A 16431-nucleotide genomic window follows, 5' to 3' on the forward strand; every position below is an offset into this window, starting at 1 on the left:
GTTGGTACGCAGCATCAAATCAGTGGCCATGTCGAGGTCTGTAACTCTAGAAAGCATGGCATCTACCATCCGCGCAGGCGAACCTTCCGCGTCCACCAACAAGATCCGGGGTTCCGCACCGCGACGGTGGCGGTGACAAATGCACCTGCCGCCGACATAGTTGGCCCCTCATGGACCAATACTTGCCACTCATTATATTTCGGCGCAAGGCAAGCCTGATATACATTGGAGCTTTATATACAGCCCCCGCACCCAGCAAATGCGCGGGGCGCAGCCCATCGTTCGTTTGATCGCATGAGCGAAGGCACTCTGTGAGGTGCAGCGGAGGGCTGCGGCAACCTCGACAACAGCTTCGCCCGTGCAAGTTTTCGTTGTGCCGGCAGCATCCGCCACCCTGCAGGGCGGTGGTTACCCCGCACAAGGCAGCGGGGCTAGCGCCGGAATTGCAACTGCTTGGTTCGATCAAAAGCCGTGTTGGGCCATGAGTTCGATGCCTTCCCGCGCGACCTCGTCGCCGTCCTCGAACATGTTGCGCCAGGCCCCGACGCCAGCCGTGATGTCGGGATGGGAAATGGCAGACGAAAAGGCCTCGACGCCAACCAGCCCGCTATACTCAGCCGCCTTGAGCCGCTGCAGCAATGGCGAGAACTGGATCGTGCCCCGGCTTAACAAACCACGGTGGTTCTGGTCGATCTCGAAATAGGCAAGATGCGGCAGTGCCAATTCCAGCGTGGCCATCATGTCGTCTTCCTCGATATTCATGTGGAAGGTGTCGAGGTCAACTTTCACATTGTCGGCGCCGATCGCCTCGATGAGGCGCACAGCGTCGGCGGCGGTGTTGATCAAGTTGGTTTCATAGCGGGTGACCACCTCGAGCGAGAGTATCATCCCCATGCCTCGGGCCGTTTCCGCAACCAGCGCCAGCCCTTCTGCCGCGGCCTTGAAATTGTCTTCGCCGGCAACGCGTGAGGCTTTGCGATGGAAGGCGTGCGTGGTGTTTTCTCGATGCAGCAGGACGGGGCGCCCTTGTCGGAGTTCCGTATGTTGCTTGACGCGGCGATTACCGCAGGGGTGGAACAATATATTCACTCGACCGTCTCTGGCGTGCCCCAGCAGGAAGAGATCTATGGACATGATGCGGATGAACTGAAGCCCAACTATTGGCCGTCCAAGATTAATCAGGAACGGTGGGTGCGTTCGGCGCCGTTTCGCTACCATGCCTTCCTGCGGCCCGCCCTGATCCTGGACAACCTCGTGCTACGCGCCAGCTTCCTCTATCCGCGCTTAGCGACGAATGCAGATATTCTGATCGCCATGTCGCCAGATCAGCGGGTATCCTTCGTTTCCTACGATACGATTGGCCGGGCAGCAGCCGAGATGCTCACCGATCCACAGCGGTTCCATGGAGCGGAAATAGAGCTTGCCGACGCGTATGTCTCCTATGCTGAACTCGCCGAAGTGCTCGAAAGCAACAGCGGCAAAGCGGTGAGCGTAACATCAGTCAACGTAGATGAGGCTGTTGCGCTCGGCCTGCCGGCGAGGGTGGCCCTTTCACATATTTGGTTGGCAGATGTCGGTTATCCCGCGCGCCCCGAAATGCTGCAGCGTCATGGAATTGAGCCTCTCACCATCACGGACTGGGTCAGCCGCAACATCGGCAGAATAAGCGCCGTCGCCTTTCGATGAAGTCGAGAAAGCCGCTGTCGAGCACCTCCTGTGCCAAGGGCATGATGCGGAGTGCGGCGTTCGATTTCAGCTTCAGTTCTTTGCGGCGGCTACGGTGACGAGGATCGCCATCGAAATCGAAGTGTAGCAGGTCAAGACACATCCGGCCGTGCAGCATGCGGAAATCAAATACACTGAGTTGAGTGAACTCCTGCAGCCGCAGACCTTGACGGAGATTGATGCGCGGCCACCAAAAATCAGCGGAATTTCTTGGTTTTTGGCCAGTCCGACGCATAATCTCGGCCTGCATCTTCATCGAGAACGGCAGCCGGACCACAACGTTGAGAACGTCCTCGTCATTTTCACCTTGGACGGATTTCACAGCGCTAACGGGATTGCTGGTGAGCAATGCCCCTCTCCACCAGATAGCCAAAGAATCCACGGACGATTGTCAGGTATTTGCTGTTTACGGTGGTTGAACTGATGCTCGGCAGAGGAACCGCACGTCGTTGGTTGAGCGCGATCGCGCGAACAGGATCATCTGTCTTAAGGTGCTTGATTGCATCATGAGGCATCTGGTCGATCAGATCGCGATAACCGAGAAGATCGCCCTTGTTATACTCATGCACGGGCTTGTCGCCGACGGTGCAAGCGAAGATGCGCATCTTGGTGCCCACCTCGCTGAGATACTGCTCCCCCCGACCAGCCTTGCGTAAAGCAGCGATATGCTTTGGCAGGAAAAATGTGAGAGGCATAGCTGCGTCAGGGTGGGTTTTGCCGAGGTTGATTGCCTCGATCACAGCCTGCGCAATTTCTCCAGAGCTTTGGGAGGTCAGCGATTTAAACGGCTGTCGCTGTGGCTCAGGGCCGCGGGAAACGGGGTGCGGTTCCGATGCTGTGATCACGGTTGCCGGCGGTGCACTGATTTCCCCTGCAGCTGCAGGTTCGGCACCAACTAGGCTGTCCAGCAATGCCCGGTACCGCAACCTCTGGGACCATTGCTGGCCGGACCGATCCAGATCGTCCATGACATTGTCAAGGACTGCACTCAACGCATCGCGCACGCCGGGCGTCAGCCCTGCGTTGCGCAATATCGCGAATGCTTCCTCGACCACCAAGATCAGTGCCCACGCCCTTTGCCGGGCTACCCGGGCATTGCACGTACGCAATGACCGCCGGATGTCCGAACTGCCAAGGCGATCAATCAGGTCGACGGGCACCGATTTGCGGAACCAGTAGACCGAACCTCGCCGGTGCACCAAGGATGCAATGGACTTAAGCAATGAACAAACGCCCCGTCGGATGTGACGGGATGCTGTGACAGAATCCGCGTTTTGATTCGGACTCTCGGTCTGCATTTTCAACGGCTTAGGAGTGGCGGAGAGGAAGACCGCCTCCGACCAACTCGGAATGAGCCGGAGAGTGTCGCAAAAGGTTCGCATAGAGGTCGGAAGCGCCTGCGTGAACGGCGATTTTTCTGTTTACTTGCGCCGTAATCGCGCATTATTCGTCGTTGTGTGTCCGTAGGCCAATCCGGGGGTTGATCCGGGTTCATAACGGTGGGTGCTTATGAAACTCTCGGTCAAGAAGGTGGAGCGCCTCACTGAGCCGGGCAGGTATGGCGACGGGCGAGGATTATACCTCCAAGTAACCCCTACAGGAACTAAGTCCTGGCTTTTCCGCTACGAGCGAGACGGCCGTGAGAAATCGATGGGCTTGGGCAGCGTCGCAGACTTTACTCTTGAAGAGGCTCGAGACAAGGCACGTGATGCGCGTCGCGCATTAGCGGATGGGCGAGACCCACTAACGGAGAAGCGGGCGAAGATGGCCGCCAGCTCACTTGCGGCAGCGAAAACCATTACGTTCAGGGACGCGGCGCAGCACTACTACGACCAGCACAAAGCGCAGTGGCAGAATCCGAAGCACGCAGCTCAGTTTCTTTCTACGTTGCGAGACTACGTGTTCCCACATTTCGGTGAATTGCCAGTTGGAGAGATCGGCACTTCGGAGGTTTTGAGAGCGCTTGAACCCATCTGGCACAGCAAGACCGAAACTGCATCTCGGGTCCGTGGCCGAGTAGAAAAAGTGCTGGCCTGGGCCACGGTTCGTGGCTTTCGCAATGGTGATAATCCCGCTCGCTGGACTGGGCACCTGAAGGAGGCGCTGCCGGCCCGCTCCCGCATCTCAGCCGTTTCCCATCATGCTGCACTCCCTCACGCCGACATTCCGCACTTCATGAGCGTTCTGAGCGCTCGCGAGGGAAGTTCGGCGCGAGCGCTGGAGTACACGATAATCTGCGCAGCAAGGACCAGTGAAGTCACCGGCGCTAGATGGGACGAAATCGACTTAGAAAATCGGGTTTGGACTATTCCAGCGGAGCGCATGAAAGCCGGCAAAGAGCACCGCGTCCCGTTGAGCCCTTCTGCAGTCAAAACTCTCCGAGCTTTGCCGCGCGAGGAGGGCAATTCGTTCGTGTTCGCTGGGCTGCGGAGGGGAACTGGGATCAGCAACATGGCAATGGCGTCGGTGCTAAAGCGGATGGGCTTTGATCATGTTACGGTACATGGCTTTCGATCCACCTTCCGCGACTGGGCAGCAGAAAGCACAAGCTACGCAAATCACGTCGTGGAAATGGCTCTCGCGCATACAATCATAAACAAGGTTGAGGCAGCTTACCGACGCGGCGACCTGTTCGACAAGCGCCGGGAGTTGATGCGTGATTGGGCAAAGTACTGTAGCGAATGATCTAGCGCGGTTCTGGAGCTCGATGATCCCACCCCTAAAGGCACTTACATCGACATGTGCACGAAGTTGCCGGTGATGGACCTGGGGGCCATTACGGTGCCGGTGATGTCATTCGCGGCGAATGGGATGGCATCCCCTCAGAGACTGACGTTCTGGCCTTCTTCACCGCTCTGCCCAACCCCTACAAGCAATTGATCATCCTGCCAGGGTCGCCCATGCGGCTCTCACCGCGAAAAACTACGCGCCAGCGACCCACACGCTGCTCTCGTACCTGTCGCGGCCTAACGCAGTTTAATCTCGGCTAGAAGCTAGGCGACGATGAGCCATTGCCCCTGCATCGTCTGGCACAGGCCTCCGGCAACCTGTGTCGGGGCTTGCAGGACCGGTAAATCGGAATGGCTATTGAGCGTCATGGTTGTTCGGTTAACAGTCCTCCTTTGGTTGCCGACTGCTCGCGCGTCCGCCAAGGAGGGAGGCGATGTACAGTTACAGCGTCAAGGTCCGCACGAAGACCTATCTGTGGGGATCGGCCGGCGTTGTTGTTGGGCTCGACGATCCGCTGTTGCTGATGATTCACAATGACCCGCGCGGTGACGAGATCGTGCTCACCGCTGAGCCGGCCGCCGGGGGCCTTGGCACCCTGCAGCCGGGCGAGTGCTGGACCTATCCGTTAAAAGGGCTCACCGGCCTTTTTGCCGATTGTGACGCCGATAGCACGGTGAGTTGCACGATCATGGCCTTGAGATCCTAGATGGCGATCCGCGCGGACGAGGGAGCACGAGAATGGTTTCTGCAAAGGCGATCGATCTGAGCGTCCGCCCAACCCAGTCTGCGGATCTTTGCTATCCCCTTAGCGGCATAATCGAGTATCTGCCGGAGGACCTGCTGGGTAGGACAGTGCAGTCCTTCGGCCTGCGCGAGTTTCAAGATGAGCTGCGGCCCGAGGTATCGCTACCTTCGCCCTACGACCTGCTGGCAGTCCTTGGTACGGGTCAGGCTACGCCCAAACCCAGCGCCGTGGCCAGTGCAATAGCCATGTCGCAGCCAATCGGCGATGGGGCCGACCAGATTGACACATCCCTGTCGCGGATTGCGCTATCGCGGCTTCGGGCGGCGGACATCGCTGCTGGGCTGACGCAGGCGCTGTCGTGGTATGCGCTCAAGAATGGCGCCGACTTGACTGACGAAGCCGTCAAGAAGCGAACCGAGCTCATCGGCCGCAACGCCAATGATCCCAACTCGCTGCTGAAGCTCCTCGACCGCCTCTCGGAAGTGCTCTCCAAGCGCCACGACCGGATTGCCACGCTCTATCAAGAGCTCGGACCGGGCGAGGTGCTCGCGCCCGAAAGCATCAGCACCTCTAAAAGCACGACTACGGGTGGGCAAAGCTTCAACACCACGGCCGAGATAACAACCCGGTACATCGGTCACGAATACCAGATACCTCCCGCCGACAACCGCGCGCGCTACCTACGGAGCGAGATCGCCCTTCGCCAGGAACGGCTCGCTGCCTATCGCCTTGTCAGCCTCAACACCCACGAGAATGTCCTCTTCCAGCGTGCGATGACCGCGTCCGAGGTGCGCAAGATCCAGCTGGCTTATGTCGACACGTTCCTGATGGCGCCATTCGACGGGGTGATCACCGCGGTCTTTCACAATGTCGGGGATTTCGTCGCCGTCGGACAACCTGTGGTTCGGCTCGAGAACGACCGCACTGTCTTTCTTGTCGGCACGATCAAGTGCCGCGGCTTGGTGCGGATCGGATACAATGCCGAGCTCACCACGCAGCTGTTCGGGGAACCCGGCGCCCCGCCGGTGGTGATCAATGGGGTGGTTAGCGCTATCCGTGGTCATGATCCCGCCGACGAGCAATGGAACGTCATCATCCGCTGCGACAATCAGGGCCCTACCGGACGCCTACTGCCACTCAACTACCACTTCGACTTCGACGCCACCGAAATCACCCTGACGCCCTGATGTGGAACCCCCTAGATTTCCTGGATGAGATATTCGGCGGTGGTGGTTCCTCTGATTCTCCCACTGGCGGAAGTGGCGTGGCGCAGTATTCGATAGGCCAGTGGTCTGCCCAGGTACCTCATCTGGGACCCATACTCGGACTCTATCTGACTGGGCGAGACGACTTGTCCGATCTGACCGGCGGATTTGATACGCGCGGCGACGATCCTTTTGCCATCCGCACGGCGGGTGTTGATGACGACGTGGAGGCGGGTCGGCCCCGCGCACAGCCGGCCGGGGATGATGCCGCCGACGATCAGACGCGCATGGTGCAGCGCGCGGCAGATCCAGACGGCCGTGATCCCTCGCAGAGCCTGCTCAAAAGCCCCGACCTTCTCGCCGACAATACGCCCGCACCGGCAACCCGTTCCGACTTCCCGGACTACACGCCCGACCCGCTGGGCCCGGTTCGAGGCGAGCTGACCATGGATTTCGACACCCGGGTAATTCCGCGCTCTGCACCTCCACCCCCGAAGCCGATAGACGAGGTCTTGGTTCGCGGTGTAAGGCCCTATCGCGGCCCCGCCGAGTTCACCGGGATAACCTCGTCCACCCAAGTGGATGGTAGCCGTTCACCGCCTCTGCCATCGCAGCGACGCCCATCGGCGCCCCGGCCGGAGCGGCTCGTTGCCTCACGGCCGGAACGCACCCCGCCAAATCCCCCGGTGCAGTGGACGGAAGAGGTGGTGATCTCGGCGCCGATGCCTTTCCAGCCCCAAGTCTCGCACCCGGAAGCGCTGAGGACTGCTGAGGGGCTCGGTCACATTGAGGTGGGTGACCTCGTGCAATTCGGGCGGGGCGGCTATAATGGCTTGCTGTCGGCTGCCCAGACACTCGGCAAATTGGCAACGCGGGCCGCAATGAGCCACCTCGGTCCGCTCGCACCCTTGTTGACGCCCTATACGGATCGTCCATTCGACGCTCTCGACGATTTCCGGCTACCCATTGATCCTCACCATGGCGGTGCCGGGATCATGGGCGAGCAGCTGTTCGAAAACCTCGCCTTCGAGGGCTTGCCCTTGCTGCCGCAGGCGGGAAACGCGGTGCGCCGCGCCCTCAGCAGCGAGCGGATGCTCGCTCCCGCTTTCTGGTTCATGGGCGCCGGCGGCGTTGGTGGCGGCGCCAAGATTGGTCGGGCACTGCGCGCCCGCCGCGCCGTCAGCCCCTACCGCTTCGTCGGCAGGACACCGATGACCGGGGAGGAGGGGTGGGCGGAGTATCAGCGCTGGGCGACGGGGACCAACAAGGAGGCTGTCTTTGCGACTACGACGCGCGGCAACACCAGGCACATCCTTGTCGACGCCATGACCAACGGCTATCTGGTCGAGGCGAAATATGGAAACATGGGTCAGATGTGGCTGCCGCAACGGGAGGCACACATCCTGCGCCAAGCTCGCAACTATATCGCCATCGCGGGGAGCGGCAACTACGCCGGCGTGCGCTACATGGTCAGCACCGAATTGGGCGCCCAACGGTTGTCGATGGTGTTCGCGCGGGAGTTTCCGTCAGCGGTGGAGTCCGGCCTGCTAACCGTCTGGTTTGTGCCTTGAGCTACCCGTGCCAGCGCCCTAGTGCTGCACCCATCCTCCTTGCTGCCGCGCGACTGACTGCCCTACCTTTGGCTCCTGTCAGCTGCCAGTCTGCTCACGGCGCCAACTTCGCCGAGCCAACAACATCCAGGCGGACTCCCACCGGGGTGGATGTCGCCCTCAATGAGGACGATCGTCTCTTTTAGGAACTCCTGGAACGCATGGGAACTGCCCTGTTAGATCACACAGGCGGTCAACCAACAGTCCGCTGAATGCGGAAAGCAAGGTGCTGTCCAGTGCGAGGCCAGTCCAGCGTTTTTCATCAGGCTCCATCCTACTTGGGATTTAGAGTCCCCGATAGACCCGGTGCGGTTCAGATTCCCAAGCTGAGTTTCAGTCATTCATATGGCGTCGGCGAGGTGGAGGGGGCTATCACACGCTAGCAGACTGGCCAGAGCTACTCGCAGCATCTGCGGGGTTTTGCGGCAGTTGAAACGCGTCGGCATCCGTGAGGCTGTCACTGAGGGTCGGGCTCAGCTCTTCTAGCTGCCCCCAGCCCTGACTTGAACCCAATCAAGTTGGCCTTCGCCACTCAAGACGCTGCTGCGGCAAGATCCGGCTTGCACTGCCAACGGCTGATCGACCGCGACGGCAAGCTACTCAACCGCTTGGTGCCCTTCCGAATGCGTCAGCTTCTAAAATCGCCCGGTATCAACACTCACAATGAAACTGCCCCAAACAGAAAAGAGCTTTTCTTTTATAGTTCAGTGGTTTACCAACTTTTCGGTTGCACACTCGTTGCTACTCGGCTAATGCTTGCAGACGTTCTCGAGCGTTTAAGAGGACAGATTACTCCGCCGGGGGTCTAGCCACTTCCCCACATCAATTGGCTTTGTAAGCGCGGAACCCTTTGCACCATTTTCTGGATCAGGAGTTCCAAGTGGAAACCGCACAGCAGAGCCTTGCCCGTTTCTTGCGGCGTGATGAAGTTGAGAAAATTGTCGGACTTAAACGAACAGCCATACGCGATATGGTTGCTAGCGGTGAGTTTCCAGCACCGATCAAGTTGAGCGACTCCGGGCGTGCCATCGCGTGGTTAGAGTCAGAGCTCGTTGAGTGGCAGCAGCGGAGACTTGCGAAGGCAAGAACCAAAGCCGCTTAGCTTCCAATTATAGACCGCAAGATTCAGTTCTGAGCGCCATTGGCTTGGCTGCGGCGCCCTTTTGTCCTGAGCACAAACAACGACAGGTGAGTGATGACTTCGGGCTCGTTTAACGAGGATGATGAAGATCGTCCGCGGTGGGGAAGATCCACTACTTTATTGCAACGCTTCGAATATCGTTCAGCAAGTGGAGAAGTTCTCTACTATATCGACAAAGGCCTTACTGGTTCGCAGGAGAAGGTTTTTCGGACCCGTCGCCCCAATTTATTGCGGTACGGAGACAGGCTAAACCCAGAAGATCATATGGAGGAGTACAACGGACTCGGAGACTTGCATCCGGTCCTATATCGACTTCCTGAGCTGACCCAATCCGACCGGGAGCACCTTGTTTGGATCACCGAAGGCGAGAAAGACGCCGAACGCCTCGTCTCTATGGGCTTAGTTGCAACAACTAACCCGTTCGGCGCCCTCAAGTGGAAGAACGAATTCTCCCCAGCCCTAACTGGACGTGACGTAATCATATGCGCCGACAATGATGAACGCGGACGACAGCATGCTGAACAGGTTGCAACCTCCCTGTCAGGACTGGCTAAAAGTGTGACGGTGCTTAGATTTGACGGCATGGCTGAGAAGAGTGACGTTTCGGACTGGCTGAATGCGGGCCACGATCTTCCGGCTCTGATAAAATTAGCGGCCGTCACTCCAGCATGGCGGCCACAAATAATAGTGACAGACGGCCGCCTCGTTGAGATTGTAGACCAAGCTGAGCAGCAATTACTAAGTTCAGGCGTAAAGATATACCAGCGCGGAGGTGAGTTAGTGCGCCCATTCCGCATTGGAGCAGGCGGAAGCAGCGCCGGCGATGTTCTTCGGGACGAAGGAACCCTCGTCCTTACAAGTGTCTCCTCTACCCATTTGACGGAGGAATTCGCCAGACATATGCGCTGGGTGCGGAGAAAGAAGCTCGGCAAAGACTATCAACTGGTCCCGGTGGATCCACCGCAGAAATATGCCGATACATACCTTTCAAGAAAGGGATCTTGGAAGGCGCCGAACCTTCGTGCGGTCGTAAACGCCCCGACTTTGGCAACTGACGGGAGGATAATCCAAGAGCCCGGGTTTGACGCAGAGAGTGGCTTGTTACTCGACTTCGGCAACTCCGTATTCCCAACGATCCCGGCTGAACCCAGTAAAGAAGAGGCGGCTGCGGGTCTGGAGAAGTTTGCCTTTCTCTTGAGCGAGTTCCCCTTTGTCGATCCCGTAGCTGACGACGAGAACGAAGCAGCACTTCCGACCAAGACGGCGAGTTACTCGGTTGCTCTCTCAGCCATGTTGACTGCGCTAATTAGACGAAGTTTGCAGTCTGCACCTCTGCACGCCTTTGACGCGCCAGCCGCCGGCACCGGTAAATCGATGTTAGCTGAATTAGCGGGAATTTTAGCATCCGGCACATGCCCGGCGGCAATGTCACAGGGGAAGTCCAGCGAAGAAGATGAAAAGCGGCTCTCCACAGTTCTCCATGCCGGAGATCCGGTTATTCTAATCGACAACATCGAGAGGCCTGTGTGCGGCGACTTCCTCTGCTCAATGCTGAGTCAGAGTGTTGTTCAAGCGCGGATACTTGGGCAGAGTGAGCGGCGCCTCCTGCCATGTGTCAGCTTAGTATTGGCGACGGGCAATAACCTTACGCTTGCAGGAGATTTATCTCGACGAGCGGTTGTTTGTCGTCTCGACGCAAAAGTGGAACGCCCCGATACTCGAACTTTCGATTTCGACCCGAAAGCGTACGCTTTCGCTAACCGGGCCGACCTAGTTGTCGCAGGACTGACAGCCCTAAGAGCTTTTTCAATGCTGCATTTGAAACCTAAACTTCCAACCATGGGCTCGTTCGGCGACTGGGATCTAGTGCGGGGGACGCTGGTGTGGCTGGGCTACGCAGATCCTGCAGACTCGCGAACGACACTGTTTGAAAATGACCCCGTGAAGAACGAGTTGCGGGAAATCATGGCTACTTGGGAACGTGCCGTCGGCTCTCGCAGGATTGCACTGGCAGACATAGGCGTAGGTTCTGAAGACCAGGGACTTTGCCAAATCCGCGAGGCGCTTGCAAATGCATGTCCCAGAGGAATTTGGTCCCCGAAATCAGCAGGATGGTGGCTTAAGCGGAACAAGGATCGCGTAGTCAACGGGAAGTGCTTTCGGCAGCGAAGTGCCAACAAGGCTTCAGTGTGGTGGCTAGAGGGTGCTTGTGTAGAAGATGAGCGACCCATGTAGAACAACCATTTCTCAGGTATTTCCGGTATCTCCTAAGAAGAGAAATCTAGTGATCACTCCATTTGTTCTCTTCTACCCTCCACACACTAGGAAAACCGAATAAACCGACAAAACCGGACAACTTCAGAAATTAAGTACGATGAACTTGAAATAGAGCTATTACCATGAACGTCCAAACGGCGTCGGGCGATCTCTTGTCTATCCAATCAATAGGCCTGCTGAGAGTGAAGGAACGCCCAGAGGATGACATCCAGACCTTGATCCTTGAGCCACCACTAGGAGGATTTGGAGAGACCTATGAAGCATACACGCGGCTAGAGATTGATATTTCTTCCGCTGAGGTCGCCCGTGTTCGCTCAGTTGCCCCGCACCTCTTCAACAATGCGGAGCCCCTTGCTACCCGGTTAGCTAACTGGCCCGATTAGGCAACATCCAACATCCATTTTGGCGGAGATGTCCTCCGCCTACGCTGGGCTTCACAAAAGGTGTTTTTGCCTGAATGCAGGGTCAACCCCCGGGTCCGCTCCCGTGTAGCAGGGTGATTACACGCCCTTGTCTGCGGTCCAAGGCCGTATCCAAAAGATATCGCCTTCAATTGCTGCTCCTGCTCAGCATCCACGTGTCCACAATTCGGTCCATCACAGCCTCAAGCTGCTCGATCCTCCGCTGGGCATCGTTGAATGTCTTCCAGTGCATTCCCTTGGGCTTCTCCGGATAACAACGATCGGTGCCATTCAGGCGTTCTGAAATTAGTCGCTTCGACTTTGCAAGCTTATCTAGGCACCGGTCGTTTTGTGACATGGACTGAGTAGGGTAGTGTATCGAGCTGCATCTCCCGCACAGCCACTGGGAGGCCTTGAACAGAACGCGGCAGCGCGAGTGGCACTTCGGGCATTTGAACCAAAGGCGCCGTCCTCCGAAGCTTGTGGTTGAGCTCGCAAACTCAATGTTCTGGCGAGAAGAGGACCGTGACTCGTCCGGGTGATCAGAAATCTGGAGGCCTTCGTCCGTTGCCGAGAAGTACGATGTGGCTCTACTTCGGCTGTTATTCCAAGTAATCGATCCGGATACACCACTACTCAGTGGCAAGGTTCCCCGGATCTGTGCCAAGTCCAATCTACATAGATCGTGGTTCTTGCTTCCAGTTCGGCGCCTACCCGACCCTGCCCCGCCCATAATTTACCTCTTTTTACGAAAACAACCGGGAAAATAGCAAGTCCGCAATTTTACTCCGGAGTTGCCGGTGATTGCACCAGCTTTCTATGTGTCTTCGAAGTTTACCTCTGAGAAGACCGCTCTGGTTCCAGGTTCGAGTCCTGGTGGGCCCACCACATTACCCCGTTAAATCACTGGTGGATCACGCCTTTCGGGCTGCGGCGGATTGATGCCCCTAAGTTATTTCATAAACCCTGTGAAGCTTGCCTTATTCCGCCAATCGCTGGCACGCCTTAGCCGGCCCGCAGCGGCTCCGGCTGGCGCAACTGCCCCGGCTACTTCAGTCACCTCGAATGGAAAGGCAGCCGGCAGTTTGTAGGTGATACTTAGTCCGTTGCTGGGAAGCGCCGGCGCTTCCAACTCTTGCTGGCAACTGGGGACTTCATGGAGCATGAATGACACACGAAGTCCCCTGCCCGACTAAGCTGCTTTCGGTAGACGCTTAGGGCACCAGCGTAGATCGTCCTCGTCGGTTTCGGGTTCACTATCCGGTTCACCGTCAGCCGCGTTCAAGGCGGCAATCATCTCCTCAATGAGCGCTTCGACAGTGTCGCGCTTCATCTTACGTCCGAAAATTTCGATGGTCATTTGAGTAGGCTTTCGCGAGACCGGCTTTCGAAGGCCGGGGGCATCACGCTTTCGAAGGCGCTCAACCCATGCCAGTGGTCGTCACTGGCACCGGGAGCTTCGAAACATGTCGCGAAACATGCGCCACAGCCTTTCCCCGAAGGGTATTGCATGACCGCAAACTTTCGCTTGCGGGACCGTGGCACTCCCGGCATAGTGAGCCGGTCGCAGCCCGACGGTATCGGGCGCGTCAGTTTTCGATGAGCTTCAGGCCGGCAAGCCTTCTGCCCATCTATCGCGATTGCTGTGCAATCCCCGGCAAGGGACCACAGCGAGAGTTTCGAAGCTCTGCGATCACCCTACCGATTTCGTAATTAACGGCAAGCGAAGAAACTGCCCCAGCGGGCAGCGTTCTTGCGTTTTTCTGGTGCTTCAAGAGGGAGTAAGTCAGTGACATTCTAGTTGCGGACAACACGACTAGTATAATCATTCGCATATATGCGCATTCGCCGTGCGATACTATTCCGATACGAATATATCCTCCCAGAACAACATCGTTGACCAAGCCGAAGGCCGAATCTAATCTTGCAACATGCAAGACGGATACCGATCTTCCGCAACACGGCTCCGCTTAGGCGTCTCACCTCAGCACGCATTCCCGCAACGCGGAATCACGGATGTCGTCTGGCCGCAGCCCAGTATCGCTGCACGGGTTAGCAAGTGACGAGGTCACGCCCAAGCTCCCTACCCCCATCCCTACCCCCGATGGCGCTCTCGCGCATCATGGCTGCCGAGTACTGCAATGTGTCAGCGACGATGTTTGACCACATGGTCGCTGACGGACGCATGCCAAGGCCCAAGGCGATCGGCAGTCGGCGTATCTGGCTAAGGACAGAGATTGATGCCGCTCTGTTTGCTCTGGAACCCGTCGGCCCTACGTCGGACGTGGAGGAGGCCGACACTTGGGATGACTTTGAGGTTGGTACCGCTGTGGATATAGCCAAGACTCATGTCACCCAATGGGAGCGCATTCTGCTCACCGCCCTACTGAGGCGTGGCGGCGGCCCCGTAGATGCCTCTACGATCGAGGGTGCTGGGCCGACATCCCGCAAGAACCTAGCGTCTAGGGACTTGATCAAAGATGACGGCACACATTTGGAGCTTACAGCCGAGGGTATCGCACTAGCTCGGCAAAAATCCGGCTTATCAGGGAGCAAGGTGATACTGCCCTCCAGCCGCGCTGCCAAGAAGATCAACCCAAACGATTTTCGTGCGCCAGAATGGCACCGCTTTGTCGACGGCCACTCACCGGAAGAACTGGCCCGTCCTATGGGCAAGCGTGAGATGTCTGTAATGAAGCAGATTGTCGATGAATATGGTGGCCAGGCTGAACACTGGCAGTTGCGAGGTGCTGGAGCTGCAACAGCTGGCCTGCTCCATGCCAAACAGTATGTGGAAGCCGTGGACTGGGACGGGAAAGAGTTTCTGCGGGCCACACCAGCTGGCCAGGCAGCTTACCTCAAGTCCAAGCAATGACTCGCGTCACTGTCGAGCGCCGGGGCAGCCTTAAGCTCGTTCAGCGAGGGGATTATTGCTACGCAAGGGGCACCGTGTACGGGGAGGCCATCTTTGCGAGCACCAAAACCAAGGACCGAGCCCGGGCGCGTGTCGTGCTCCGTGAGATCGAGCGGCAAGTAGATCTCAGCTACGAGGAACACACTTTTAGCCAGGCGTGCGAAGCCTACATCGCGTACGGAGGCCAAGGCACGTACCTGCCCAAGCTGATCGGTGAGCTGGGAAAGCGTAAGCTGAACAGCATCAAACAGGCCGATCTCGATGATGCTTCTAGTCGGCTGTATGGGCACACTTCACGCGAGACCCAAAACCGCAGCGCGTACACTCCATTCATCGCCGTCTGGAACCATGCGGTGGGGAACGAGTGGGCGGCTGCCCGCACTTGGCGCCGGCCCCGCAAGCCTAAAGGCACTCTCGCGATCAAAACAATAGTCAGGGCTGGAACGACAGCAGTGAGCTATGATCTCGCTTGGGCGTTCCTCAGCCACATGTCTCCAGCACCGGCGGCTGTGCTGGCTACCCTTTTTTACACCGGCATGCGACCCATAGAGCTGTTCGCGCTCCAATCGGAACAGGTCGACGTGAGCGGTCGTTGGATTACGCTTCTGCACACCAAAACCGGGCAGCCGAGAGGTGTGCCGAGCCATGAGGTTCTGGTGCCATTGTTAGCGGACCTGGCTGCACGCGCTGGGGCGGTGTTTCGTACAATCGTGGCCCGCCATATCGGCCGCGCCAAGGCGGGGGCGGCCAGCTACGCTCAGCTATTGCGAGCGCAAGGGCAAGGTCAGGAATTACCGACATCTCGCTTTACACCGCTCGGCATACGTTATCGACGCAATTGGTTCTGAACGGCGTGCACCCACACATCAAGGACCAGATACTTGGCCACGCAGTCGATAGTATGAGTAGGCACTATACTCATCTGCCGCAGCGGGCGCTGATTGACGCGATCAACACGCTTCCAGTGCCGGAGGGCTGGCCGCAATCAGGCTCAAGGGCCGGGATGTGGGTGACAGTCTGACTGCAGAAAAAGTTGATCCGGAGTTGGCCAGGAGTAGCTTGCCCTCAATGTGGATCTAGAGCTGCCTTCGCTAAAGTTTGAGGCAAGTTTCTAGGGCGGCAGCAATCCTTCCTCGGTAGGCTACAGCGCGGGGAGGCTCATATGCAGGCAAAAACTTTTGGTAAGCGAGGCCGAAGCGCCGAGCCTTCTCCTGCGCATCGCAAACGGCCAACGATTTCACAAGAGGCTCTATCTCCATTCTCCGAAGATGACGAGTCGATTGGGTCCGCCCTCAAGTCATTCTTCAAGCCGAAGGACATGGCTATGGGGACCCTGAAAGGAGTAGCCCTAGTTGGCGGTTTAGGACTGCTGCTCTTTTTCGGTGCGGTCGGCTTCCAAGTGCTTGCGCTAGCGGTATCGGCCAGCAACGCCGCCGGTGTGCGAGAGGCTAACTTCACTCGATCGTGCGAGAAGTTGGCGAGGGCTAACCTAAACTTCCCGGGTTCATACCGTCGCGAGTGGAGCGGCACCCCGCCCTACGAAGTCGCCGGAGGCTTGGACATGCTTTTGGAATTTACCGCGACAAACGCCTTCAACGTCCCCTCCAAATATCAGGCGTATTGCACGTATCGCGTAACCGGGAACCAGGTAAGCATGCCGTATCTGAGGGAAGCAAGGTAACG

General features: G+C 57.8%; 13 protein-coding genes. 9 read left to right on the forward strand and 4 right to left on the reverse strand.

Features of this window, described 5'->3' with window-relative positions; genetic code table 11:
* Positions 1 to 462 precede the first annotated feature (462 nt).
* Positions 463 to 1089, reverse strand: a complete 627-nt coding sequence (locus HRQ64_RS17690; RefSeq protein WP_172125259.1) for a sugar phosphate isomerase/epimerase family protein — start codon at positions 1087 to 1089, stop codon at positions 463 to 465.
* On the opposite strand from HRQ64_RS17690, the gene HRQ64_RS17695 reads away from it, so the two are divergent.
* Complete coding sequence (locus tag HRQ64_RS17695) at positions 979 to 1686, forward strand: NmrA family NAD(P)-binding protein (RefSeq protein ID WP_248307283.1); 708 nt, start codon at positions 979 to 981, stop codon at positions 1684 to 1686. The two genes, HRQ64_RS17690 and HRQ64_RS17695, sit on opposite strands and share 111 nt — an antisense overlap.
* Here HRQ64_RS17695 and HRQ64_RS17700 read toward each other — a convergent pair.
* Positions 1643 to 2074, reverse strand: a complete 432-nt coding sequence (locus tag HRQ64_RS17700) for a hypothetical protein (protein ID WP_172125263.1) — start codon at positions 2072 to 2074, stop codon at positions 1643 to 1645. The genes HRQ64_RS17695 and HRQ64_RS17700 overlap by 44 nt on opposite strands.
* The gene (locus tag HRQ64_RS17705) at positions 2052 to 2948 is read right to left on the reverse strand and encodes a DUF6538 domain-containing protein (protein ID WP_172125265.1); all 897 of its coding nucleotides are present in this window, start codon (positions 2946 to 2948) and stop codon (positions 2052 to 2054) included. Before HRQ64_RS17705 ends, HRQ64_RS17700 begins: the two co-directional genes overlap by 23 nt.
* Before the next feature lie 286 nt (positions 2949 to 3234).
* Between HRQ64_RS17705 and HRQ64_RS17710 the strand changes: the two genes are divergently transcribed.
* From HRQ64_RS17710 to HRQ64_RS17735, 5 genes are all read left to right on the forward strand, one after another.
* Entirely contained in the window at positions 3235 to 4410 is a 1176-nt protein-coding gene (locus HRQ64_RS17710) for a site-specific integrase (RefSeq protein WP_172125267.1), read from the forward strand.
* Positions 4411 to 4888: 478 nt separating this feature from the next.
* Positions 4889 to 5161 (forward strand): hypothetical protein, encoded by a 273-nt coding sequence (locus HRQ64_RS17715; protein WP_172125269.1) that lies wholly within the window; start codon positions 4889 to 4891, stop codon positions 5159 to 5161.
* A 32-nt stretch (positions 5162 to 5193) separates the two neighbouring features.
* Complete coding sequence (locus HRQ64_RS17720; protein WP_172125271.1) at positions 5194 to 6387, forward strand: HlyD family efflux transporter periplasmic adaptor subunit; 1194 nt, start codon at positions 5194 to 5196, stop codon at positions 6385 to 6387.
* 164 nt (positions 6388 to 6551) lie between these two features.
* Entirely contained in the window at positions 6552 to 7976 is a 1425-nt protein-coding gene (locus HRQ64_RS17725; RefSeq protein WP_172125273.1) for a hypothetical protein, read from the forward strand.
* Between the two features lie 1234 nt (positions 7977 to 9210).
* On the forward strand, positions 9211 to 11391 hold the full coding sequence (locus HRQ64_RS17735) for a hypothetical protein (protein WP_172125277.1): 2181 nt from the start codon (positions 9211 to 9213) through the stop codon (positions 11389 to 11391).
* A 1635-nt stretch (positions 11392 to 13026) separates the two neighbouring features.
* Here HRQ64_RS17735 and HRQ64_RS17740 read toward each other — a convergent pair.
* Positions 13027 to 13194 (reverse strand): hypothetical protein, encoded by a 168-nt coding sequence (locus HRQ64_RS17740; protein ID WP_172125279.1) that lies wholly within the window; start codon positions 13192 to 13194, stop codon positions 13027 to 13029.
* A gap of 762 nt (positions 13195 to 13956) precedes the next feature.
* Between HRQ64_RS17740 and HRQ64_RS17745 the strand changes: the two genes are divergently transcribed.
* The 3 genes from HRQ64_RS17745 (at position 13957) to HRQ64_RS17755 (ending at position 16429) form a co-directional block, all read left to right on the forward strand.
* Entirely contained in the window at positions 13957 to 14709 is a 753-nt protein-coding gene (locus HRQ64_RS17745) for a hypothetical protein (RefSeq protein ID WP_172125169.1), read from the forward strand.
* Between the two features lie 134 nt (positions 14710 to 14843).
* Complete coding sequence (locus HRQ64_RS19990) at positions 14844 to 15596, forward strand: hypothetical protein (protein WP_210258705.1); 753 nt, start codon at positions 14844 to 14846, stop codon at positions 15594 to 15596.
* Positions 15597 to 15910: 314 nt separating this feature from the next.
* Positions 15911 to 16429 carry a hypothetical protein gene (locus tag HRQ64_RS17755; protein ID WP_172125281.1) on the forward strand — a complete coding sequence of 173 codons (519 nt, stop codon included), beginning with the start codon at positions 15911 to 15913 and terminating at the stop codon, positions 16427 to 16429.
* Positions 16430 to 16431 lie beyond the last annotated feature (2 nt).

The organism is Devosia sp. 919 (genome assembly GCF_013185965.1).
GTDB lineage: Bacteria > Pseudomonadota > Alphaproteobacteria > Rhizobiales > Devosiaceae > Devosia.